We start from the raw sequence: 22,705 nt of genomic DNA on the forward strand, positions 1-22,705 counted from the left end.
CAACAACTATCGTTGACATGTCGGATAAATTAAAATATGATGAGAAAAATATATGAAAAAGGAGAACATTATGAAGATTGGAATCACTGCAGATGTCAATTTGCAAGAAACCCCGATTATTAATTTGCAACTAGCAAGCTTTGCTCCAAAACCACTCTTAGACGTCGTGACGAAAAACGGCCATCTTCCCGTGGTTTTCCCCATTGCTCCTGAAGAATTGGCCGCTGACTATGTCAGTCTTGTCGATGGTGTCATCATCCCCGGGGGTCCCGATGTTTCTCCTTCATTCTTTAATGAAGAACCAAACTTACATATCGGGACACTCTACCCCGCCCGTGACTACTTTGAACGAGCTGTCATTAAAGCCTGTATCGATCAGGGCAAACCAGTTCTAGGAATCTGCCGTGGAACACAGCTCATTAACGTTTACTATGGCGGTAACCTTTACCAAGATTTGCCAAGTCAATACCAAGGCGATTTGATCCAGCACTCTCAGGCTTCCCGAGGCTTTGTCCCAATTCACTCTGTGGACGTCACGGCTGATAGTTTCACGGGCCAAGTCTTTGGTGCAACTGCCTTTGTCAATTCTCGCCACCACCAAGCCATCCAGCAAGTCGGAGCCGGTTTGACCGTCACCGCTAAAGCCAAAGATGGCGTGATTGAGGCGATTGAAAACTTGGACGATTCGGTCGTTGGTGTTCAATGGCACCCTGAAAACTTGTGGCAAAACGATTCAGCAGAGGAGCGTTTGTTTACAACTTTCTTTGACTTAGTAAAGGAAAAAGCACAATGACAACAGATTCAAAACATAAAATTGGTTTTTTGAGTATTATTTTCTTGGGGATTAACGGCATCATTGGTTCTGGAATTTTCCTTTTGCCCGGAACCGGAATGAAGTTGTTTGGACCAGCCAGTATCTTGGTCCTGCTCTTCGATGCCGCTTTGGCCTTCGTAATTGCGATGTGTTTCGCCGAATGTGCCAGCTTCTTTAGTAAGACGGGTGGCCCTTTCCTTTACGCCAAGGAAGCCTTCGGTGAGTTTGTCGGCTTTGAGGTCGGCTTTGTTACCTGGGCGATCCGAATCATTGCCGAAGCCACTTTGTACGTGGCCTTCGCGACAGCCCTCGGCGCTGCTTTCCCTGCCTTGGCCGGCCCCGTCGCCAAGGACGTAATTGTGACGATCATGTTTGTTCTCCTGGGCTTGCTTAATATTAGTGGTGCTAAGATTACTTCTTGGGTCGCCAACGTTGCCACTGTCAGCAAATTAGTGCCAATCTTGCTCGTCATTATCGTGGGTCTTTTCTTTATCAACACCAAGAATTTTGAACCCTTCTTTGTTCAGAAATTGACGACTGCGCCAAACTTTGCTGCTGCAGCCATCACCCTTTTCTACGTCTTTACCGGATTTGAAGGAACGGTTGTGATTGCCGGTGAACTAAAGGATGCCAAAAAGAACTTGCCAAAGGCCTTGATGATTTCAGTTGGAACAGTTGTGATTATTTATATCTTAATCATGGTCACAAGTATCGGTGTTTTGGGTCCTGATTTGAAGAACTCAGCCGCCCCATTAAAGGACACCTTCACCAAGATTGCTGGAAACTTCGGTGGTAACCTGATTACCCTTGGAACTCTTCTTTCAATCGGTGGTATCTGTATCTCATCTTCTTTCATTACCCCACGTTCTGGTGTGGCCTTGGCTGAAGATAAGATGATGCCAAAGGTCCTTGCTAAGACTAATCAGCGTGAAGCACCCTATGTTTCCATCATCGTTTCAAGTTTGATTTCTTTGGCAATTGCCTACTCAGATACCTTTACGGCCTTGGCACAAATTAGTGCCGTTTCCCGTTTCGCCCAGTTCATTCCGACATGTATTGCGGTATTGGTCTTCCGGCGGACAAAGAAAGATGTCGCTCATTCCTTCAAGACACCACTTGGTCCAACCATTCCATTGATTGCCTTGGCCGCTTCTGGTTGGCTTCTCTGGCACGTTGATGTTAAGAGCCTTGTCTGGGGTCTTGGTGGCTTGGTCATTGCAGTACCATTCTACTTCATTGCAAAGTGGAACAACCAACGAACACAAGCAAATTAAATTGCACAACAAAAAAGGCTTAGAGCGAATTGTTCTAAGCCTTTTACTATGAGCCGAATTTGGAGGTTACGCCGGTTATGACCGGTCAGCTAAAATCTGCTGGCCACGGTCGACTTCCTTTAGAACGTTCACAACGGCCGTCCCACCGAGGGAGGTCCGGCGGTTAACCGCTGTTTTTGATTCCAATTCGGCATAAACGTCAGCCTCAATATGACTATCGGCAGCTTGTAGTTCTGCCAGAGGCATCTGATTCAGTGTCTTTCCTTCTTGAATTCCCTTCAAGACCAGCTCACCAACAATGGCATGAGCTTGGCGGAACGGCACCCCCTTAGCTGCCAAATAGTCGGCCAACTCCGTGGCGTTCGAGAAGTCATCCTTGGTGGCGGCTTCCATCCGATCGGCGTGAACCGTCATCGTGGAAAGCATCCCCGTAAAGACCTTAACAGATGCTAAAATCGTATCCATCACTTCAAATGTGGCCGCCTTATCTTCTTGCATGTCTTTGTTATAAGCAAGTGGCAGCCCCTTCATCACCGTTAGCAGCCCCATCAAGCTACCAAAGACGTGCCCGGTTTTTCCCCGAACGAGTTCGGCGAAGTCGGCATTCTTTTTTTGTGGCATGATTGATGACCCGGTTGAGAAATTATCCGACAACTCGATGTAGTTAAATTCGTAGGTACCCCACAGAATTAACTCTTCAGCCATCCGTGATAGATGAACCATCAGAATCGACGCGTTCGACAAGAATTCGAGGGCAAAATCTCGGTCTGAAACGGCGTCTAAACTATTGTGGTAAATGCTAGCAAAGCCCAATTCGTCGGCCACCGTTTGCCGGTTAATTGGGAAAGTTGTCCCAGCTAAAGCGGCCGCACCGAGGGGCAAATTATCAGTATGCTGTTTATTAAATTCAAAACGTTCAAAGTCGCGCTGGAACATTTCAAAGTAGGCCAAAAGATAATGGCCGTAGCTGATTGGCTGCGCATGCTGCATGTGGGTATAGCCGGGCATAATCACCTCAGCGTTTTTCTTTGCCAAATCGAGTAGCGTCTGCTGCAATTCGGTGATGGCGTCTTGAACCGCCGGCAGGCGGTGTTTTACCCAAAGGTGAAAGTCGGTCGCAACTTGGTCATTGCGGGACCGGCCCGTGTGCAATTTACCGGCAACTGGGCCGATTTTTTTCGTGAGCAGCAATTCGATATTGAGGTGGATGTCCTCATTTGCAACCGAGAATTCAACCTTGCCAACGGCGAGATCTTTTTCGATGGCATGGAGACCCGCCGTGATTTGGTCGGCCTCAGCTTGACTAATGATGCCCTGCTGGCCAAGCATTTTGACGTGGGCCAGCGAGCCCTCAATATCTTCTGCTGCTAAGCGATAATCAAAGCCGATTGAGGCACCAAATTCATCGACCCATTCTGCTGCTTTGCCAGTAAACCGGCCACCCCATAACTTATCGGACATTGATTCTCTCCTTACTTCTTTTCAACTGAGTGCACGTGGTTAACCTGCTCAAAGACCATGCTTGGTAGCGACCAGAGCTTGATGAAGCCGCCAGCAGCAACTTGATCAAAACTATCGGCAGCCGTATAAGTTGCTAAGTTCTTGTTGTAGAGCGAGTTTTCCTCTGATTGACGGGCGATAGCAACTGCCTGGCCCTTATACAACTTCATTTTAACTGTTCCGTTCACGACGGCTTGCGTATGGTCTATGAAGGCCTGCAAGGCATCGAAAAGTGGTGTAATCCACAACGCATTGTAGATCAAATCAGTCACCTTTTGTTCAAGCAATGGCTTGTAATGGGCGACATCACGTTCGAGCGTCAGGTCTTCCAAATCCTTGTGGGCAGCCATAATCACGGCCGCGGCCGGTGCTTCGTAAACTTCACGAGACTTGATTCCCACCAAACGGTTTTCAATCTTATCGATTCGGCCAATACCGTTTTCACCGGCAATTTTGTTGAGCTTGACAATTAAATTTGCCAAGGTCATTTTCTCACCGTTCAAGGCGACGGGCAGGCCCTTTTCAAAGGTCAAGTCGAGCAAAGTGGCTTCGTCCGGTGCTTCTTCTGGCGCAACCGTCATCCCCCAGGCATCGTCTGACGCAACGTTCCAAGGGTCTTCCAAGATACCAGCTTCATTGGCCCGGCCCCATAGGTTGGCGTCAATTGAGTATGGTGACTGCTTACCAATTGGTACCGGCACGTTATGGTCCTTGGCATAATCGATTTCTTCTTCACGTGACCAGTGGAAGTCACGAATTGGGGCTTCGATAGCCAAATCCGGATCAAGGGCATGGATGGCCGCTTCAAAACGTACTTGATCGTTTCCCTTGCCAGTTGAACCATGAGCAATCGCATCCGCCCCATTTTCGTGAGCAATATCGACTAACTTATCAATAATCAACGGACGAGAAAGGGCTGAAACCAAGGGATAAGCGCCTTCGTAAAGGGCATTGGCCTTGATAACTGGCGCAACGTATTTGTCGGCAAATTCTTCCTTACCATCGACCACAATTGATTGAACGGCCCCAACTTGAAGCCCCTTCTTTTGGATGGCTTCCAAATCCTTGCCCCCCTGACCAACGTCTAGGACAACGGCGATTACTTCATAGCCCTTATCAATCAGCCATGGGATAGCAACTGAGGTGTCTAGTCCACCTGAGTAGGCAAGTACGATTTTCTTTGTCATGCTTTGTTCTCCTTCGGGTTAGTCAGCGACAAGGACCTTGCTGATAAAGTCTTGCGTCTTTGGATTTTGTGGATTGTTGAAGAGTTCTGCTGGCGTATTCTTTTCCTGGATAACGCCATCAGCCATGAACCAGATTTCGTCGGCAACCTTCTTGGCAAAGTTCATTTCGTGAGTGACCACAACCATCGTCATCTGACCATCGGCCAATGATTGCATAACCTTCAAAACTTCGCCGACGTTTTCAGGATCAAGAGCTGAAGTTGGTTCATCAAAGAAGAGCACCTTTGGCTGCATTGCCAACGCACGGGCGATGGCGACACGCTGCTTTTGACCACCAGACAAGCTGTTTGGGAAGGCCTCGGCCTTATCGGCCAAGCCGACACTCGTCAAATACTTCATGGCAATCTTGGTCGCTTCTTCATCCGATAGTCCCTTAACACGCATTGGTGCCAATTTTAGGTTGGCTAGGACCGACATATTTGGAAAGAGGTTAAAGTTTTGGAAAACCACCCCAATTTGTTCACCCAACTTGGCCAATTCCTGGTCAGTTTGCTGGACTAGGTCAACGCCGTTGAAGTCGACGACACCACTGGTTGGGCGTTCCAACTGGTTAATGCAGCGCAATAGGGTACTTTTACCAGAACCGGAAGGGCCGATAATGCAGATTACCTGGCCGGCGTTAATGTCGCCGTTAATGTCCTTGAGGACATGGTTTTGTTCAAAATCTTTTTTCAAATGCTTTACTGAAATAATTGGATTAGTCATGGTTCATCTTCCCTTCTAAGTAGTTCAAGCCCCGTGTCAAAATGAATGTCATCAAGAAGTAGATCACCATCACGACGACGATTGGTGCAATTCCACGGTAAGTATCGGCACGAACGATGTTCAATTCATATACCAAATCCGTCACACCGATAATTGAAACGATTGAACTTTCCTTGATAACTGAAATAAATTCATTACCCAATGCTGGCCAGATGTTCTTGAAGGCCTGTGGCAAAATAACAAAGCGCATCGCATCCTTTTGGCTCAAACCAAGGCTCTTGGCGGCTTCCTTTTGTCCCTTATCCAATGAGGTAATTCCACCACGGATAATTTCAGCAACGTAAGCACCTGAGTTCAAAGAAACAGCGATAATACCGGCAGTCAAGGCTGGCAAATTAATCAAAGCACCAAGTCCAAAGTAAACTAAGAGAATTTGAACCATCATTGGTGTTCCACGGACGATTTCGATGTATGAGATAGCAGGCCAGCTCAACAACTTGAACTTTGACATCTTCATCAAAGCCAAAACAATTCCAAGAATAATTCCAAAGGCAACTGAAACAATGGCAATCAAGGTTGTGTTCAAGAAACCATTGTAGAAGTAGTGCCAGTACCGCAACATTGAAGTATCAACGGTGTTTTCTGACATGTGCTTTCCGGCGTTCTTAATGTAACCAGCAATCCAGCCGTTCTTTTGAATCTTAGTGATTGACTTGTTAACAGCAGCCACCAAATCAGGGTTACCCTTTGCAAAGGCAACAGCAGCTCCGGTTTCGTTAATGTCCAAGTCGTAGCCTGAATCAATCATCTTCAAGTCTTTGTCATTCTTGACGTAGGCTTCAGCGACTGGCTTTTCCATACCAACGGCAGCAACTTTGTTCGTCTTCAAGGCGAAGATCAAGTTTGGCGTCTTGTCCATTCCAACAACGGTCGCACCGCTAATCTTTTGTTGGGCAAGATCATATTGCAAGGTTCCGGTTTGAGCACCAATCTTCAAGCCTTGCAAATCACTCCGCTTCTTATACTTTGCAGCGTCGGCCTTGTTAATCACAAAACTTTGACCACCGTTGTAGTAAACATTTGAGAAGTCAACACTTTGACGACGTTCATCGGTTGGGTTGATTCCACCAATGGCCATGTCGACCTTGCCAGTTTCAACGGCAACAAGCAATGAACTAAAGTCCATGTTCTTAATCTTTAACTTCACACCCAAGTCTTTGGCGATTTGCTTGGCGATGTCAATGTCCATTCCAACATCCTTGGAAGAACCATTTTGGTTCACCTGAAATTCGTAAGGAGGATAATCTGGTGAAGTGGCAATCGTCAAAACACCCTTATCCTTAATCTTTTGTAAACTATCCGCATGGGCGACTTGGGTCATTCCAAACCCGGCCACCACCAAAACCGTAATGGTTACAAGCACTTGCTTGAGCCACATCTTCATCTTTCCCATCTTCTTTCCCTCTTTTCCAAATTCAACTAATAAATAAAAAAACGCCCTTTAGTCTTTCGACTAAAGGACGTTCTTGGACGCGGTACCACCTTACTTATACTCAAAAAGAGTATCTCTCGTTTTTCGATCTAAACTTCAAATCGTCAGCTCTGTAATGGGAGCGCCCAGTATGGTTTTCATCGCATACAACTTTAGGTGACGTTCATCTTCGCCTGCACGTGTTTCACACCAACCAACACTTCACTGAGCTACAAAACGGGGATTACTACTTCCTAATTAACGTTTTATTATTAGTTTTTAATAATTATAGCACCAGCACCTAATCTTGCAACCCCCTTTTCGTATTTTTCTGCTGATTTTATGGAAAAATCAGACGAAAAGGTTGATTTAAAGGGAATCGTTCGGCCAATATTTTTTTGAGATTTATTTTTTAGAAGCAGATTTTTCTAATCTAAAACAAATAATTCAGAAAATTTTAATCTTTTTGATTGCAAAGTAAAAACCCCAGAATCTGTCTTTTGACAAATCCTGAGGTTCAAACCATCATGTTTGACCATGATTATTAACGATAATGATGAGGGGAAATTCATCACAACCATCTTTTTACAAAGATAATTGTTTACTTTTCATCCTTCTTCCGCTTTGCCGTTGCAAACAATCCAGCGATTGTTACTGCGATGACAGCAAGAATACCATTATCAAATGCAAAGTTCTTGTATGCTCTTGTTTCTGGCAAACCAGACTCTTTGCTTGTTGTGACAGCAGCAGTTGGTTCAACTTGTGCTGGTGTAGTTGTTGGCGTAACCGTTTGCTTTTCTTTCATCAACATTTCATAAGCTTGTTGATAAGCAAAGACGTAAACAAGGTTTTTGTCATTTGCTGACATTGGACGACCATTCTTAACATCGTCGACCGCTTGTTCATAAGCCTTAGCAGCCAAGTCATAATCAGCCTGGTCAGTAACGGCTGTTTGGGTATTGTTCTTCTTATCGTTGAACAATGCGCGAATAGCTTGTGCCGCTGCATAACCCTTTTGATAGTTTGGATCATTAGGGAATGCTTCAGAAGCACCATTGTTACCATCGTTGAAGCCGTCGATTGTCATCTTATAGGCTTGGTCGTAAGCTGCCTTATCAACTGGGTTCATATTAGCATCTTGAGGCCCATTACCAGATAGCGCATCGGCTTGCGCAGTATTGGTTGTCGTCGTGTATGCTTTCTTTCCAACTTGGTAAGCAGGATTGTTTACTTCATCAGCCGTTGGCGTCCTACCTGCTTCAGCATCCTCATAACCCTTCTTTGAAGCGTCATATCCAGCTGCTGCAGCTCTACCCATAGGTGTTGAATCATCTGGACGGTTTTGACCATTCAGGAAGGTTTGTCCACCGTTTTGGATAGCAGCCTTTGCTGCGTTATAACCAGCCATGTAGTTTGGATCAGCTTTTTGAGCGTCCGTTGGCGTGGTATTGGCAATCGCAGCAGCGATTCCGGCCTGAGCTTGACTATATGCCTTGTTGTAGGCATCTTGGTAAGCCTGTGACTTATTTGCTAAGTCACTTGGCACCGCTTTACCAGCGACGGCATCGGCTGCCCCATTGTTGGCACCACTGTAGGCATCCTTAGTTGGTTGAGAAGCATCGGCAGATGGCTCACTCTTACTGTTATAACCGGTTTGACTATCAGTATAGGCTTGTTCTCCAGCCTTGTATGATGGGTCATTTGGATCAACATTAGGTGAAGTCTGACCAGACTTGGCGTCCTCGTAACCTTGCTTTGCCTTGTCGTAAGCTGCAGCTGCGGCTGCACCAGCCGGTGTCGAATCATTAGGACGACCGGTTCCATTGATAAATGCATTCTGACCAGTCGTAGCAGCGTCAGCTTTAGCCTTTAGATAAGCAGCCTTGGCAATTGGATCCAAAGCATTGACTTGGCTATCCGTCAAAGGAGTTCCACCAGCTGAGTAGTCCGTATAGGCCTGCTTTTCATAAGTGGCTGCTTCCTTCTGGATAGGATCAGAAGCGTTAGTATCGTCCGTATTATTCTTGGCGTCTGTAACACCTTGAGCCACCGACTTAGCGGCATCAATTCCAGCTTGTTGGCCAGCATTTGGAGTAGCAATGTTTGTCGCACCATTACCATTGTTGAAGCCAGCGATAAAGTCTTGTGCACCTTGCTTTTCAGCATCACTTGCTGAATCAGGGACCTGCGTTCCGGCCTTAGCTTCAGCAATACCATTCCGGTAGGCACCAGTTACCTTATCCACATATTGCTTATATGTGTAAGCAGCCAATGGATTATTTGCTAATGGGTTATCAGCCGGCAAAGTATCGTTTGCCCCTGGGTTAGCGGCGACAGCATCCTTCGCAGCCTTAAGAGCTTGGGCTACTACGTCTTCCTTATCTGATGAGGTCGTTGGTGTTGAGCTTGATGCTGTTCCGTTAACTTGAGCATCGGCATAAGCCTTATCTGCAGTTGCAGTATCACTACCTGCTTTTTGAGCAGCGTTTGCCGGGGTCGCTGTTGACCCATTCAAAACGTTCTTGTAACCAGTTTGTGCATCAGCATAAGCTTGCTTTGCCAAAGCCTGAACAGCTGGATTTGTAGAATATGGCTTAGCTGTTGAATCAAGGTCCTTAGCAGAATTATTATCTGCATCCTTGATAGCAGCAGCTTGTGCAGCAGCTGCATCTGTCAAAGCCTGGTTATAAGCCTTTTGATAAACAGGATCAGTTGACTGTGATTGAGCTGGCGTTGTGCCATTCTTTTCGGCAGTAGTTGCGTCAGCAACACCCTGGGCATATGCCTGCTTGGCTTTGTCATAGGTCGATTGATCGGAAGGTGTAGTTGCTGGAGTAGTAGCACCATTTTGTTCATCGGCAACAGCCTGCTTAGCTGATTGACCAGCGTGGTAACCCTTCATATAGTTAGGATCTTTTTGTTGGGCATCCGTTGGTGCAGTTGTACTATTCAGACCGGCTGCATAACCTGCATTGTATCCATTAGTAGCTTGGTCATAGGCCTTGTTATAAGCATCTTGGTAGGCCTTTGACTTACCTGACACGTCAGCTTTTTGACCAGCAATACCGGCTGCGGTACCGGCTGCGGCACCATTGTAACCGTCTTGCTCAGCTTGAGGGTCGCTCGAAGTAGGAGCAGTTGTGTCATTATATCCCTTTTGGCCGTTGTTATAAGCATCATAACCAGCCTTGAAATTAGGATCATTTAATTGTTCTGCCGATGGAGCGTTATTAGGATCTGCAGCTTGGGCTTTAGCCGCTTCGTAACCGCTCTGAGCGGCATTATAACCAGCTAACTCCGCCTGACCCGTAACTGTATTAGCAGATGGAGCAGCCTTACCGGCCAAGAACTCCTGGGCACCATTTGCCGCACCATTTTGCATAGCATTCTTGGCCTTTAGATAGGCAGCTTTTGCAATTGGATCCAAAGCGTTAACTTGGGCATCCGACATAGGATTTCCACCAGCTGAGTAATCCGTGAAGGCTTGCTTTGCATAAGTGGCCGCTTCCTTTTGAATAGGATCAGAAACATTGCTGTCATCTTTATTATTCTCAGCGTCTTCATAACCTTGGTTCATCGATGTAGCGGCATCAATTCCAGCTTTTTGACCAGCATTTGGAGTAGTAAGGTTTGTTGCCCCATTACCATTGTTGAAGCCAGTGGTAAAGTCTTGTGCACCCTTCATTTCAGCATCACTTGCTGTATCAGGGACCTGCGTTCCGGCCTTAGCTTCAGCAATACCCTTTTGATAATCACTCTTAGCCTTATCAACAGCTTTCGTATACGTATAAGCGGCCAATGGATCGTTTGCTAATGAACTATTGGCTGGGATTGTGTCGCTTGCAGATGGATCAGCGGCGACAGCGTCCTTCGCAGCCTGAATAGCATTAGCTACCGCTGTTTGCTTATCTGATGAGACCGTTGGGGTTGAGCTTGATGCTGTTCCATCAACCTGGGCATCGGCATAAGCCTTATCTTTAGCTGCAGTATCGCTACCAGATTGTTGAGCAGCGTTTGTTGGGGTCGTTGTTGAAGCGGGGTCCTTACCATGATTATTGTCTGCATCCTGGATAGCGTTGTTTTGAGCAGCAGTGGCGTCCGCCAAGGCCTGGTTATAAGCTGCTTTGTAAACAGGATCGTTTGACTGTGATTCTGTTGGGGTTGTTCCTGCTTTTACTGCGGCAGCAGCGGCGGCTGCACCATCTGCATAGGCCTTCTTAGCATCGTTGTAAGCTGCTGAATCAGCTGGTGTAGCAGGAGTAGTAGTACCACTCTTAGAATCAGCAATCGCCTGCTTAGTTGAATCACCAGCATCATGACCAGCTTTATAAGCTGGGTCATTTGATGTTGCTGCCGTACCAGCAGCACCATCAGTGAAGCCTTGTTGTGCCTTATCATAAGCATCATTAGTAGCTTGTGATACGGCATCCGTACCATTTACATGCCCAGTACCGTTTTTAAAGTTTTGAATACCAGCATTTTCAGCGTTTTTGACAGCGTTATAGCCTTGAATGTAGGCAGCTTTGCTAGCATCTGAATTAGAATATGCTGCAGATGGCGTTGCACTGCCGCCATTTTGCGCAGCTTGAATTCCGGCTGCACTAGCAGCATTCATGTCAGCTAACGCCTTGTTATAGGCAGCATTGTAAACAGGACCATTTGCGGTTGATTGTGCAGCACTTCCAATGGGGCTTGCCGCTGCAGCAGCTTTTACAGCATCTGCATAGGCCTGCTTAGCATTAGCATAAGATGCAGCATCTGGATTTGTTGTTGTATCTGTAGAACCCGTTGGACTTGTATTATTGTTTTCCGCATCCTGTTCCGCTAATTTAGCTGACTGCGCTGCATTGTACCCAGCCATAAAGTTCTTATCATTCTTTTCGTCATCTGTTAACGGTGTAGAACTTGATCCAGCCGCGAATCCCTTTTCGGCTGTGTCATAACCATTTTGAGCACCATCATGTCCGATTTTTTCATTCGGACCAGTATAGGTATTATCGCCTCGCACCTGCTGTCCCGTCAAAAAGTCTTGAACTCCGTTGGCTTGTGCATTCTTATAATCTGATTGAGCCTTATCATAGGCCATTTTTGAGATTGGATCCCAACTACTTGTATCAGTTGTTTTACCACTTTGAGCATCTTGGAATCCCTTTGTTGCAGCAGTTTGAACTTTATTTTGGATAGGATCAGTACTAGTACTTGGAGTAGAAGTTGTAACTTCAGCTGCTTCATATCCCTTACTGAAAGAATTATAGGCATTGATTCCGGCTGTTTCACCTGTATTCGGCGTTGTCAGTGCTGGTCCATTTACCTTAGAATTCAACCCATTGATGAAGTCCTGATAACCCTTATTAGCTGCTGAATCCGATGAATCCGATGAAGGCTCTGTTTGTGCTTGAGCGGCATCATTTACACCTTGCTGATACTTGTTTTTCAAGGTGTCCATTGTTTGCTTATAAACACTATTAGCCAACGGATCGTTTGAATTCAAGGTGTCGGAAGCGCCAGGATCACTATTAAAGGCAGCTTGGGCATCCGCCACTTGCTTATCAACAACAGCTTTTTCGGTAGTAGTTGGTTGAGCAGTTGATGTGGCGGCATTCCCCGCTTCAGCATCCTTTGCATAATTCAAAGCCTGTGTAGCTGCTGTAACAGCAGCTGACTGATCAGCTGTTGGTGTTGTTGGAGCATTGCCATTAACTGTGTCAGTGTATGCCTTTTGGGCAGTGGCATAGGCTTGTTGAGCAATTTGCTGAATAGTTGGATTACCAGCGTAGGTTGTATTATTACTATCTGCTTGTCCGTGATTTGCTATGGCGTTTGTAATGGCTGCTTGTTTAGCGGCAGCGATATCGTTCAATGCTTGATTGTAAGCCTGCTTGTAAACTGGGTCAGATGATGTTGATGGCGTTGTATTACCATTTTTCGCAGCAGCAATCGCAGCATCATAGGCCGTCTTAGCATTCGTATATTCTGCTGAATCTGGGGTTCCACTTTGTTGACTTGTATTTCCCGCTTTATCATCAGCAGCTGCTTGTTGTGCTGATTTTGCTGCGTTGTAACCTGCCATATAGGATGGGTTATTTGGATAAGCCGCTGGTTTATTACCATTCGCATCATTAAATCCATTACTTGCATCTTGGCTAGCCTGGTTAGTGATTTGCGAAGCATCATCTGTGCCAGTTACATTAGGTGTACCATTTTTAAAGTTTTGCACACCTTGCGCAGCTGCATCCTGTGCTGCCTGATATCCTTTGGCAAAGGCGGCCTTACCAGCATCTGACTGAGCTGAAATACCAGTTGGTGCCGGTGTCGTCGCACTAGGATTATTTTTATAAGCTTGCAACCCAGCCTGATAAGAGGCTGTGGTAGCAGCTGGTGTATAACCAACTTCTTCATATTGGTTCAAGCCATTATCTGATTGCTGCTTTAAAGCAGTATAAGCACCAAACTTGACGTATTGATTAAAGGTTACATCCTTCACACCAGTAGTTCCACTATCAGTTGATAGTTTACTTGGGTCAGTTGCTGTAACTTCGGCACTTGATGGGTTTGCTTTATAGTTAGCATTTGCAGTTTTAATCGCTGCTTGTGCGGTATCCCAACCAATTTGAGCGGCAGTCAAGTTGTTCATATGATTGGCAGCGGTAGCATCTGCATCAGTAGGACGTGTCTTTGAATAACCACCGTTAATCAATGATTGTCCATAGTCAAATCCGGCTGTCTCAGCCAACGAAGGATTAGTATCAGGATTATCGGCAGTAGGCTTGACACTTCCCGCCTGTTGGTAACCCTTATAAGCATCATTATAAGCAGCCTGTTGCGAAGAGTTCAAACTGGCATACTTTGATCCCTTAATGGTTCCTGCTTGTTCATCAGCAACAAAAGTAGCGGCACCCAGTGCATCTGAATAAGCTTGTGTTGCTGCCGCAGACGAGCCGGCAGGCGCTGTTTTACCAGGATTATTTAGTTCATCCTGATATGCGTGTGTATAGTCATCATGCGCTTGTTTATAAGCAGTATTTGCAGTGTTGTTATAAGCCGCTTGATTTGTAACATTCTTTTGTGCGTCACTTATCGCAGCCGCAGTGGCTGCTTGTTCATACCCTTGTTTAAAGGCATCCGGACTATCGCTATTTTGATAGGCATCTGTCTTGGTGTAATCCTGTCCCGGATTATTAACAAAGGCTTGATACCCAGCTTTAGCACTTTCGTAACTAGCTTGATATCCAGGATCCGTCTTAGTATTAAAGTCTTCTGCATCGTGAGCGGCCGTATTTTGATTTTGCATATCAGCCTTAGCATCTTGAAGACCCTTAGCAACTAAACCAGTGTCACCATTGGCAGAAACTACATCTCCAGATGTAGTTCGCGATACTTTATTATTAGACGCACCACTATAGGCTTCAACGGTTGTCTTATATCCCTTTGGCGTCAAAATTGTATTAACTGTGTTCACACCGTAGTGGAAACGCATTCCAACACTATCCACTGATGACCCTGTTGGCAAATCATAACTGACTTGGAAAAGTCCACCACTATAGCCGTCTGGTAATGAAACACTCGTTGTATATACATTTGGATCAGCAGTAGCATTTCCATTTGCATCAACACTTGCCAAGTTTTGTCCCTTAACTTGATTCAAACCAGAATAGTCCGATGCCGTTCCACTATTAGAACCAACACCCACATAAATTTTTTGACCCGGAATTTGGTTATAATTTGAAACCTTAATGTTAGCGGTCACTTTAGTGCTTCCATCAGCGTTCGTGGTTTTCGTTAGAGGGCCAACAATTTGAACAGCTGGCACATTGGCCAAATCCAAGACATTCCCTGTAATAGTTCCATTGACCGTATTACCATAGAAATCTGTGGCCGTGTAATTCATGGTGTTTGGTTTCAAAACAAAGTTATAGAAATAGGTCGGCTTTGTTTGACCTTGCAGTGTCATAGCAACTGAGTAGGCATTGATACCATTTCCGTTAGTCTGAAAATAAGGTGCCGAATTTGGTTTCGTGAAAATCACGTGGTTTCCACCAACAGAGTTAATGTTAATAGGACCATAGTAGAGCGTACTAGTATTTGAATCGGAATTAGTGCTTCCCACATTCAAACTACCTTTAGAACCAATATTAAAGGTGGCACTCGAATTATTATTATTAATGAAACCAGAAAATGATTTTGCATTATTAGATACGCCGTTCACATTTGCTGGAATACTATCCGCCAAAACTTGTAGCAAACCACCATTAATAACATTAATCGAACTTTGCCCCTTCAAGTCAATTGGCTGATTATAAAAACTAATGGTACCTTGGTATCCTTCGAAGTTAAGGGAACCACCATCAATATTAAGGCTTGAACTTCCATCAGCATATACGGCACCACCCAGAACCTGGCTATTGCCCTTAAACGAAGCTGGGATGATGTTCAAAGTGGCATTCTTTTTAATGTTTAAATCACCACCATTTTGCAAATAAATACCGAAGCTTGAAGAATCTGGAGAAGTTGCACCCGTTCCATTACCACGTGAAACCAAGGTCATTTTTGAACCGACATCCATGGTCAAATTACCCTGGACAACAATATTTGTACCACCAGATACATATGCGGTTGCTCCAAAGTAATGAGCACCAGCTTGCAAAACAAGGTTTTTAACTTCAAGGTTTTCTTGGTTTCCATTACCTTCAACGACAACATTTGATTGGAACGGTGAAGTATAAGATGCATTGTTGTTGATAGGTGCCACAACATTAACGTTACCAAAGAAATAAGCATCGTTATTGTATGAACTCAATAACTGAGGACCAACGTAATTCAAATTACCAAAGTGTACCGTTGATCCATTTTGCCCGCGGAAGGGACCAAAATAGTTATAACCGTAAATAGTCTGGAAATTTTGCACATACAAATTACTTAATGATCCGCCAATAATATAACCGTTTCCATGGGTATCCATCAAATGGTTTTGACCGTCAATCGTGAATGTACTTGTATTTGTGCTAACATTCAAATTATTCTCAGTGTTACCTGCACCCGTTAAATCAATATCGCTTGCTAGGCGAATTGTGTTAACACCGGAAGCAACGTTACCACCAGTCGAAGTATTTGTATTTCCTGTCAAAACTGAAACGTATTGATATCCGTTTTGAACATAAGCAATTCCCTGAGCGGCCTGAAAAACAACATCATTAAATCCTTGCTGATAGTAAGCTGATCCAGTTGTTGATTGTTGTACTGACTTTATTCCTTGATAATTATTATTCTTATCAAAATAAGCATTCATGGCAGCAACCGCACCACGATAGGCCTGATCATACGCATTAGTAGTATCAGCAGTTGTGTGTAGTTAAATACCAGTCTTGTGGCGTTGAGTTACCCGCTACGACCCCGCGCCATTTACCACTTTCAGCATCTTGCTGCCCATATTGAGCAAAGGTGTTGTTAACACCAGTATCAAATGCTGACGCTAAATTAGCATCATTTGTGTATGCCGAACGTGCACTTGTTACTGTTGAATCACTACTCGTTGGAATGTTCAAAGCTGCATTGGCTGAATTTCCTTTAACAGAAACGTTATTCGCGCTATTAAACTTATTGTTTAAATTTTGCTCGTATTGACTAGAGCTGGTTGAGGCAGATTTTGGATCATTTGCCCCACCTTGGTTTGGGTCATCGGCGCTTCCATACTGTTGTGAACCATCAGACGGGTTCTGTTGTGCAGGTGTATAAGTATTGCCGTTATCATCTTTTTTAGATGCAGTATTACCATAGTAAGTGTAATCCTGTGTTCCAGCACCCTTATTTTGGGTTGCAGTGTTATAGGCAGCCATGGCTGCCTTGGCACCGTTATAAGCGGCAGTGTAATAATCTGCTGCACGACCAGACAGTGAGGAAGCTGCACTTGCCTTCCCTGCATAGGCATCCTGCTGTCCTTGAGTAATCTGTGCCTGGTAGTTTGCGGGTGTATCAGCTACAGTTGGCGTTGCATTACTTGCTGTATTAGCTGACGTTCCATTGCTTGTCGTACCAGCTGACGTCCCGTTACTTGTTGTATTAGACGAATCCGCTCCTACCGACGCAGTATTCCCTGACGAGCTACTGTTGGAACCCGTTCCAGTTGTTCCGCTCGTTCCGCTTGTTTGAGTTGCCGCCGGAGTAACATCAGCAGATACCCGCGATACCTGTTGGACGGCGCCCATTCCACCAATGAACGCAAAACTAGCCAATGACATAACAACCCATTGGCGCTTTACCTTCCGTAGAACCTTCTTATCCTCAACTTTGCGAAGATTATTCTTGTTGTATAACATTGTGTCCACCTGCTCCTTTTTCTGTCAGCTATTACTCATAAATGACAGTTATTATGTAATTTTGACACCCCTACATCACATAAACTTGATTATGTTGGATTAGATTGACTTTAAAGACGAAAAGCCAATATTTTTTTCGTGAAAATTAATTTAAGACTTAAACATCACACAATTAATTCACATTGTGTCTATATTGTGACACGTGTTAACCGTTCTAATCAAAAAAATTTTTTCGTCTTTTTGCTATTTTTAAAAAATATTATGTTTTTATCGTGAAAGTAGACTAATAGAGGCTTTTTTAGAATAAAAAAAGTAAAAACGGGCGAAATTTCGCTCGTTTTTACTTTAGATTGCCTATTGGTTAAACGTTGTTTATGTTACAGTTCTGAAATATTAATCTGACCATCGACCAGTTGATAAATTTTATCTGCGTAATTTTTCAACCGTAAATCATGGGTGACCACCACCACCGCTTTATCCTCTTGCACTGCGATATCTTTAAATAATTGCCCCACTTCATCAACTCGATGACTATCAAGCGCTGCAGTCGGTTCATCCGCCAGGATGAAGTCCGGATTCGTATATAATGCCCGCGCAATCGCCACTCGCTGCGTTTGACCACCGGATAATTCGCCAGGATATTTTGCTAATAGTTGGGTAATCCCCAACCGATCAAGGTAGCTGTCAAAGACTGTTTGGTCCAAATTACCGGACCTCTTTACCTTATTAACTAAGGCAAATTGTTCAGCAACGGTTAAATATGGCACCAAATTATAGGATTGGAGCACAAAACCAATATGATTCAGGCGGAAATTGTCCGCTTCCTTACTAGTTAAGCGGTTGATGTTTTTTCCATTAATACTGACATCCCCACTCGTTGGCCGTTGCAAACCGCCTAAAATTGTCAATAAGGTACTTTTCCCTGAGCCCGAAGGGCCCAAAATTAAGGTTAGTTGACCACTTTGCGCGGAAAAATTAACGTCTTTTAGGGCATGAACTAGGTTGGTTTGACTACCAAACGTCTTATTTATTTCTTTTAATTCCAAACTTTCCATTCGATTACCCTCCAATCACCGTGACTGGGTCAATTTTAGCAATAATTCGCATTGGAATAATGGCACCAATCATCCCCATGACCACCAACGCCAAGCCAGTTAACCCAATTAGGGTAAAGTCAAAGTACATTGGCACGGCGGCCGGAATGATCGCACTGGTGCCAAGGGCCAAGGCCATGCTAATCACAACGGCAACAACCATCATCACAATCGTTTGGACCAAAGTATTTAAAATCAAATACGAACTTGGAATCCCCTGGGCCCGCAAGACGGCAAAGTTTTCCATCTTTTGTACGGTCAAAATGTAAAGGAAAATCGCAACAATCACAATCGAAATGATAATCAAAAAGGCAATCATAAAGACAAAGGTCTTATTCTGCGCACTGTATCCCGGCATTTTGTCGAAAAGCGCTGCCTTACTATAGACTTGTAAACCGGATTGCTGCGTCTTTAATTGTTTTTGACTGACTAAACCAGAGCCAACAAAGCTGTTCGTGACCCCTTTGATGGCTGACCATTGGGAACGGTCACCATAAACAATCGGAGCCATATTGTATTCCGCATTTTTAGCAAAGCCGACAACCGTTAGCTTCTGTTGACTCAAGCCAACTGTAATTTGCTGGCCTAATCGAACGCCTTGGTCCGCCAACTTTGAGGAGACGACCACTTCGGTTGGCTTTTGCCACAGGCGTCCCTGACTGAGCTTGATTGTTTTGCTTACCTGCGCCGTCTGATCAACGCCGACAAACATGGCGGAATCCCGTGTCGAACCATGCTTTAAAATGCCTGGGGTTAAGGCGAGCAAATCAGCCTGCTTATCCCCAACTTTGTTAACATCCGCCTGAGTCAGCAACGACTGGCTCAAGTCGCCGTTTGCATCCTTGCTCATTACCACCGACTGACTTTGCCAACTATTCACCGCAGCCGTATTCTCATTAGCCAGGCCCAAGGCTAACGAACTCAGGATAAAAATCAGGTAAGCAATCATCATGATGACGGCAATCACTAGGCCATAACGTAACTTTTCTTTTTTAATTTCGTGTAGTGCTAAAAACATCTTTATGCCTCGTTTGTTTGCCACTCATTGAGTGCTGCCAGCAGCTGCAGAATCTGTTCCTTTTCTGCCGGTGCCATGAAATATTGCCGAATCAGGTGATGAACCGCGACTTCAGCAAGCCATTTGGGTACATCTGCCTGGGCTTGCGCCACGTCTAACCCATTTTGTTCACGATGGTGAGCCTCTAAAATGGCTTCATCAACCACATAGTAATTGCTCAAAAAGTTGTAGTATGGATTATCTTGAACTGTCTCAATAAAGTTAATCGTGGCTTGGTATGGATTTGTGGCCGCTAAGCTGCCATGAATACTTTTCATAACTTGGCCCAAGCTATAACGGTAGGCGTCGTCAAGATCTTCAAAATAAGTATAAAAAGATCCGCGCGCGATGCCGGCGGCCTTCACGATTCGGTTCACATTTGCATCCAAAAGCGAATTGGCTGAGAATTCATCGAGCAAAATTTTTGCAATCTTTTCCTGCTTAGCTGGATTTAAATTCAAGAACGTTTGTTTTGGCATTGCTTTTCTCCTTCAAAATGACACTGTGTCATTTCCTCAACGAATACTTTAACACTTTATGACACTGTGTCAACTTTTGTCCAATAAAAAAATCCCAAGCGGGATTTTTGATAACGATTAGATAACATCCAAGTGTGTTTGTCCAGCCTGAACAAGCCCCATCTTGAGCAAAACACGGTACATCACAAATGACATCAGTGCTGGCAACAAAACACCAAAGACTAAGAAGGTGCCCAACATTGCTGGGTTCTTGCTGGCCAAGTCAAGTGGCACGATCAAAGAGGTCAAGCCCATTCCTGCCAAGGAGAATGGCACCGTCAAATGGAAGACAACGGCAGCAAGCGGTGCACAAACGGACGCCGAAACAACTGGTGGCAAAAAGAGCCATGGGTTGCGGACCAAATTTGGGAATTGAATCTTTGGCGTAACGAATGCTTGGGCAATAAACGTTCCTGGCTTGTTTTCATGGAAAGACATTGCTGGGTAAGCAGCAAACATTGCTGCCGTACCAACCAACATTGCTCCTGCTCCCATTGGTGAACTAACACCGGTCGCACCGATGGCAACCGCCAAAGCAGCTGAAGAAGCTGGGGTCATCAAGAAGACGGCAAACAACATTGCTACCAACGCCGTTCCGAGGACTGGGCTCCAATTAACCGTTGCAGCAATTCCCTTACCCATTCCAACCAGCAATGGGGTCGTAACCCGGGCCAAGTAGTAACCTGAAACGGTTCCCACCAAAGTCGTTAACGCTGGCACGATAATCATATCGAGCGGCGTTTTACCGGTTAACCACTTACCAAATAACACGGCAACCAAACCGGCCATCACGGCCGAAATTGGTTGACCAGTGGTCAGCACAATTGATCCCGGTGCCTGTACGCTGGCAAAACCCGTCACCGTCTCTAACTTCATTGTTGAAGTCGTGAAGAAAGCGGCATTAGCCCCAACCGTTGCGGCAGCCATCGCTGAAAACATGACCATTGTATTGGTCTTTAATTGGGAAGCAATCGCAACCCCAAAGGCTGCTGGCAACATCACCTTGGCAATCAGACCAAGCTGAACCAGCGGGGCCCAATGCACCAAGCCACCAACGGATTGCATCAAAAAGCCCATTCCCAGCGTTACTAAGATGGCATTTGAAATTGCGGCACTAACGTTATAGACCTTTTCCTTCAATGTTTCGTGGTCTTTTGGTTGTGATTCAACGGCTTGTTCTGATTTTTCAAAATCAGCGACCGCCTCCTCCATTTCATCTCGTGGTACTTGTGCATCCATAATCTTTCTCCTTTAACTATCTCTCCAGCCGAAAGCTCAAATAAAAAAAGTCCTAACGCTAAGCGTTAGGACTTCTTTAACACCAGCTACTAGATTCCTAGTAACCGGCACAATCAAAAACCAACTTACTAGTTAATTTGTTTGTAAGCTGATAATAATAATTTGAGATTGGGCTTGGTTCATTTGCATTAACTTATTCATGATGTTCACCCTCTCTTTCGGTTTTTTTCTTAATGGTTAAATTTATTATATCATGAGAAAAAGATTAGTCAACTCTCATTTTTATCTTAAACCATTTCCAAATGAGTTTGACCGGCTTTGATCCAGCCAATCTTGCGCATGATGCGGTAAATAATAAATGAGGTAATAGCCGGTACCGCCACTCCAAAAATCATGTAAGCTGCGAAGACGCCAAAGCCCTTACCAAACAATGCTAATGGCACAATGAACGAGTTGAAACCAATTCCGGCCATGGCAAATGGCACTGAAATATGGAACATTATTGTGGCAATTGGTGCAGCAATCGCCGCCCCAACCATTGGTGGAATCAAAAGCATTGGGTTTTTAATAATATTTGGGAACTGAATTTTTGGCGTGACGATTCCTTGAGCAATCGTTGCCCCAATCTTGTTTTCGTGGAATGACATTGCTGGATAAGAAACAAAGACAGCGGTAGTTCCAATCAAAATGGCACCAGCAGCTTCGGGTGAACTAACACCAGTAGCCCCAATGGCAACCGCCAAGGCAGCGGCTGAAGCGGGAGTCATCGTCATCGCACCAAAGACCATGGCGACACAGGCTGTTCCAATAATTGGGTTAATGGCAATACTTGAAGTGATCATTTCGCCCATCTTAATCAAGATTGGCGTGGTAACGATAGCAAGGTAGTAACCTGAAACCGTTCCAACAATCGTGGTCAAAGCCGGCACAATCACCATATCCAAAGGCGTCTTACCTGACAGCCACTTACCAAACAAGACCGCAACCAAACCAGCCAAGACGGCTGAAATTGGTTGCCCCGTTGTGATCACAGCCGATCCGACGGCCTGTGTGCTGGCAAAGCCGGTCACAGTCGAAATCTTCATCGCAGATGTTGTGAAGAAGACGGCGTTGGCTCCGACTGTTGAGGCCGCCATCGCTGAGAACATGACCATCGTATTCGTCTTCAATTGTGAGGCAATCGCCGCACCAAAGGCTGCTGGCAAGATAATTTTAGTAATCGCTCCCAACTGAATCATTGGTGCCCAATGAATGAAGCCCGCGATTGTTTGCAGCAACAAGCCCATTCCCAACGTCACCAAGATGGCGTTTGAAACCGCCGCACTCACGTTATAAACCATTTCTTTAACGGTTTCTTTTTCTTGACCAGCTCCCTGGTTAACAATGTTTGGCTCCGCTTTTTCGAAGTCCTGAATGTCTTCTTCAATTCCTGATTGACGACTAATATCCATACGTTTCCCTCTTCTCCTAAAT

The 22,705-nt window shown here is 45.0% G+C and carries 13 protein-coding genes and 1 other annotated feature; of the genes, 2 read left to right on the forward strand and 11 right to left on the reverse strand.

The window, feature by feature from the left end; genetic code table 11:
* The first annotated feature begins 70 nt into the window (after positions 1–70).
* Both BLW39_RS04665 and BLW39_RS04670 read left to right on the forward strand, forming a co-directional pair.
* The gene (locus BLW39_RS04665; protein ID WP_059378779.1) at positions 71–793 is read left to right on the forward strand and encodes a gamma-glutamyl-gamma-aminobutyrate hydrolase family protein; all 723 of its coding nucleotides are present in this window, start codon (positions 71–73) and stop codon (positions 791–793) included.
* Positions 790–2,088: an APC family permease gene (locus tag BLW39_RS04670; RefSeq protein WP_059378784.1), complete on the forward strand. Its 1,299-nt coding sequence runs from the start codon at positions 790–792 to the stop codon at positions 2,086–2,088. Before BLW39_RS04665 ends, BLW39_RS04670 begins: the two co-directional genes overlap by 4 nt.
* A 75-nt stretch (positions 2,089–2,163) precedes the next feature.
* Here the strand turns inward: BLW39_RS04670 and argH are convergent, their stop codons facing one another.
* The 11 genes from argH to BLW39_RS04725 all read right to left on the reverse strand — a co-directional run bounded on the left by argH (position 2,164) and on the right by BLW39_RS04725 (position 22,572).
* Complete coding sequence (gene argH / locus BLW39_RS04675) at positions 2,164–3,549, reverse strand: argininosuccinate lyase (protein WP_059378786.1); 1,386 nt, start codon at positions 3,547–3,549, stop codon at positions 2,164–2,166.
* An 11-nt stretch (positions 3,550–3,560) separates the two neighbouring features.
* Positions 3,561–4,775, reverse strand: coding sequence for an argininosuccinate synthase (locus BLW39_RS04680; protein ID WP_059378787.1), 1,215 nt, complete (start codon positions 4,773–4,775; stop codon positions 3,561–3,563).
* 18 nt (positions 4,776–4,793) lie between these two features.
* Entirely contained in the window at positions 4,794–5,540 is a 747-nt protein-coding gene (locus tag BLW39_RS04685) for an amino acid ABC transporter ATP-binding protein (RefSeq protein WP_059378789.1), read from the reverse strand.
* A complete protein-coding gene (locus BLW39_RS04690) occupies positions 5,533–6,993 on the reverse strand; it encodes an ABC transporter substrate-binding protein/permease (protein ID WP_059378795.1) in 1,461 nt (486 codons plus the stop codon). The genes BLW39_RS04685 and BLW39_RS04690 overlap by 8 nt, the downstream gene beginning before the upstream one ends.
* Positions 6,994–7,053: 60 nt before the next feature.
* Positions 7,054–7,282 (reverse strand) — a binding site (T-box leader).
* 330 nt (positions 7,283–7,612) lie between these two features.
* A complete protein-coding gene (locus tag BLW39_RS04695) occupies positions 7,613–16,297 on the reverse strand; it encodes a hypothetical protein (RefSeq protein WP_059378797.1) in 8,685 nt (2,894 codons plus the stop codon).
* A gap of 46 nt (positions 16,298–16,343) precedes the next feature.
* The gene (locus tag BLW39_RS04700; RefSeq protein ID WP_059378799.1) at positions 16,344–17,324 is read right to left on the reverse strand and encodes a hypothetical protein; all 981 of its coding nucleotides are present in this window, start codon (positions 17,322–17,324) and stop codon (positions 16,344–16,346) included.
* Between the two features lie 377 nt (positions 17,325–17,701).
* A complete protein-coding gene (locus BLW39_RS04705) occupies positions 17,702–18,379 on the reverse strand; it encodes an ABC transporter ATP-binding protein (RefSeq protein WP_059378801.1) in 678 nt (225 codons plus the stop codon).
* Positions 18,380–18,383: 4 nt separating this feature from the next.
* A complete protein-coding gene (locus BLW39_RS04710) occupies positions 18,384–19,436 on the reverse strand; it encodes an FtsX-like permease family protein (protein WP_059378802.1) in 1,053 nt (350 codons plus the stop codon).
* 2 nt (positions 19,437–19,438) lie between these two features.
* Positions 19,439–19,954: a TetR/AcrR family transcriptional regulator gene (locus tag BLW39_RS04715; protein ID WP_059378804.1), complete on the reverse strand. Its 516-nt coding sequence runs from the start codon at positions 19,952–19,954 to the stop codon at positions 19,439–19,441.
* A 117-nt stretch (positions 19,955–20,071) separates the two neighbouring features.
* Positions 20,072–21,232, reverse strand: coding sequence for a PTS sugar transporter subunit IIC (locus tag BLW39_RS04720; RefSeq protein WP_409360010.1), 1,161 nt, complete (start codon positions 21,230–21,232; stop codon positions 20,072–20,074).
* Positions 21,233–21,519: 287 nt separating this feature from the next.
* Complete coding sequence (locus BLW39_RS04725) at positions 21,520–22,572, reverse strand: PTS sugar transporter subunit IIC (protein WP_242975642.1); 1,053 nt, start codon at positions 22,570–22,572, stop codon at positions 21,520–21,522.
* Positions 22,573–22,705 lie beyond the last annotated feature (133 nt).

Origin of the sequence: Fructobacillus pseudoficulneus, from assembly GCF_900108455.1 — a bacterium.
Taxonomy (GTDB): Bacteria; Bacillota; Bacilli; order Lactobacillales; family Lactobacillaceae; genus Fructobacillus; species Fructobacillus pseudoficulneus.

What these genes read in the sequence shown, in the direction of transcription:
- BLW39_RS04715 (WP_059378804.1), bottom strand. Translation starts at nt 19,954, where the DNA reads ATGCCAAAACAAACGTTCTTGAATTTAAATCCAGCTAAGCAGGAAAAG.
- BLW39_RS04695 (WP_059378797.1), bottom strand. Translation starts at nt 16,297, where the DNA reads ATGAATGCTTATTTTGATAAGAATAATAATTATCAAGGAATAAAGTCA.
- BLW39_RS04700 (WP_059378799.1), bottom strand. Translation starts at nt 17,324, where the DNA reads ATGTTATACAACAAGAATAATCTTCGCAAAGTTGAGGATAAGAAGGTT.
- BLW39_RS04720 (WP_409360010.1), bottom strand. Translation starts at nt 21,232, where the DNA reads ATGGATGCACAAGTACCACGAGATGAAATGGAGGAGGCGGTCGCTGAT.
- BLW39_RS04690 (WP_059378795.1), bottom strand. Translation starts at nt 6,993, where the DNA reads ATGGGAAAGATGAAGATGTGGCTCAAGCAAGTGCTTGTAACCATTACG.
- BLW39_RS04725 (WP_242975642.1), bottom strand. Translation starts at nt 22,572, where the DNA reads ATGGTTTATAACGTGAGTGCGGCGGTTTCAAACGCCATCTTGGTGACG.
- argH (WP_059378786.1), bottom strand. Translation starts at nt 3,549, where the DNA reads ATGTCCGATAAGTTATGGGGTGGCCGGTTTACTGGCAAAGCAGCAGAA.
- BLW39_RS04665 (WP_059378779.1), top strand. Translation starts at nt 71, where the DNA reads ATGAAGATTGGAATCACTGCAGATGTCAATTTGCAAGAAACCCCGATT.
- BLW39_RS04670 (WP_059378784.1), top strand. Translation starts at nt 790, where the DNA reads ATGACAACAGATTCAAAACATAAAATTGGTTTTTTGAGTATTATTTTC.
- BLW39_RS04685 (WP_059378789.1), bottom strand. Translation starts at nt 5,540, where the DNA reads ATGACTAATCCAATTATTTCAGTAAAGCATTTGAAAAAAGATTTTGAA.
- BLW39_RS04710 (WP_059378802.1), bottom strand. Translation starts at nt 19,436, where the DNA reads ATGTTTTTAGCACTACACGAAATTAAAAAAGAAAAGTTACGTTATGGC.
- BLW39_RS04680 (WP_059378787.1), bottom strand. Translation starts at nt 4,775, where the DNA reads ATGACAAAGAAAATCGTACTTGCCTACTCAGGTGGACTAGACACCTCA.
- BLW39_RS04705 (WP_059378801.1), bottom strand. Translation starts at nt 18,379, where the DNA reads ATGGAAAGTTTGGAATTAAAAGAAATAAATAAGACGTTTGGTAGTCAA.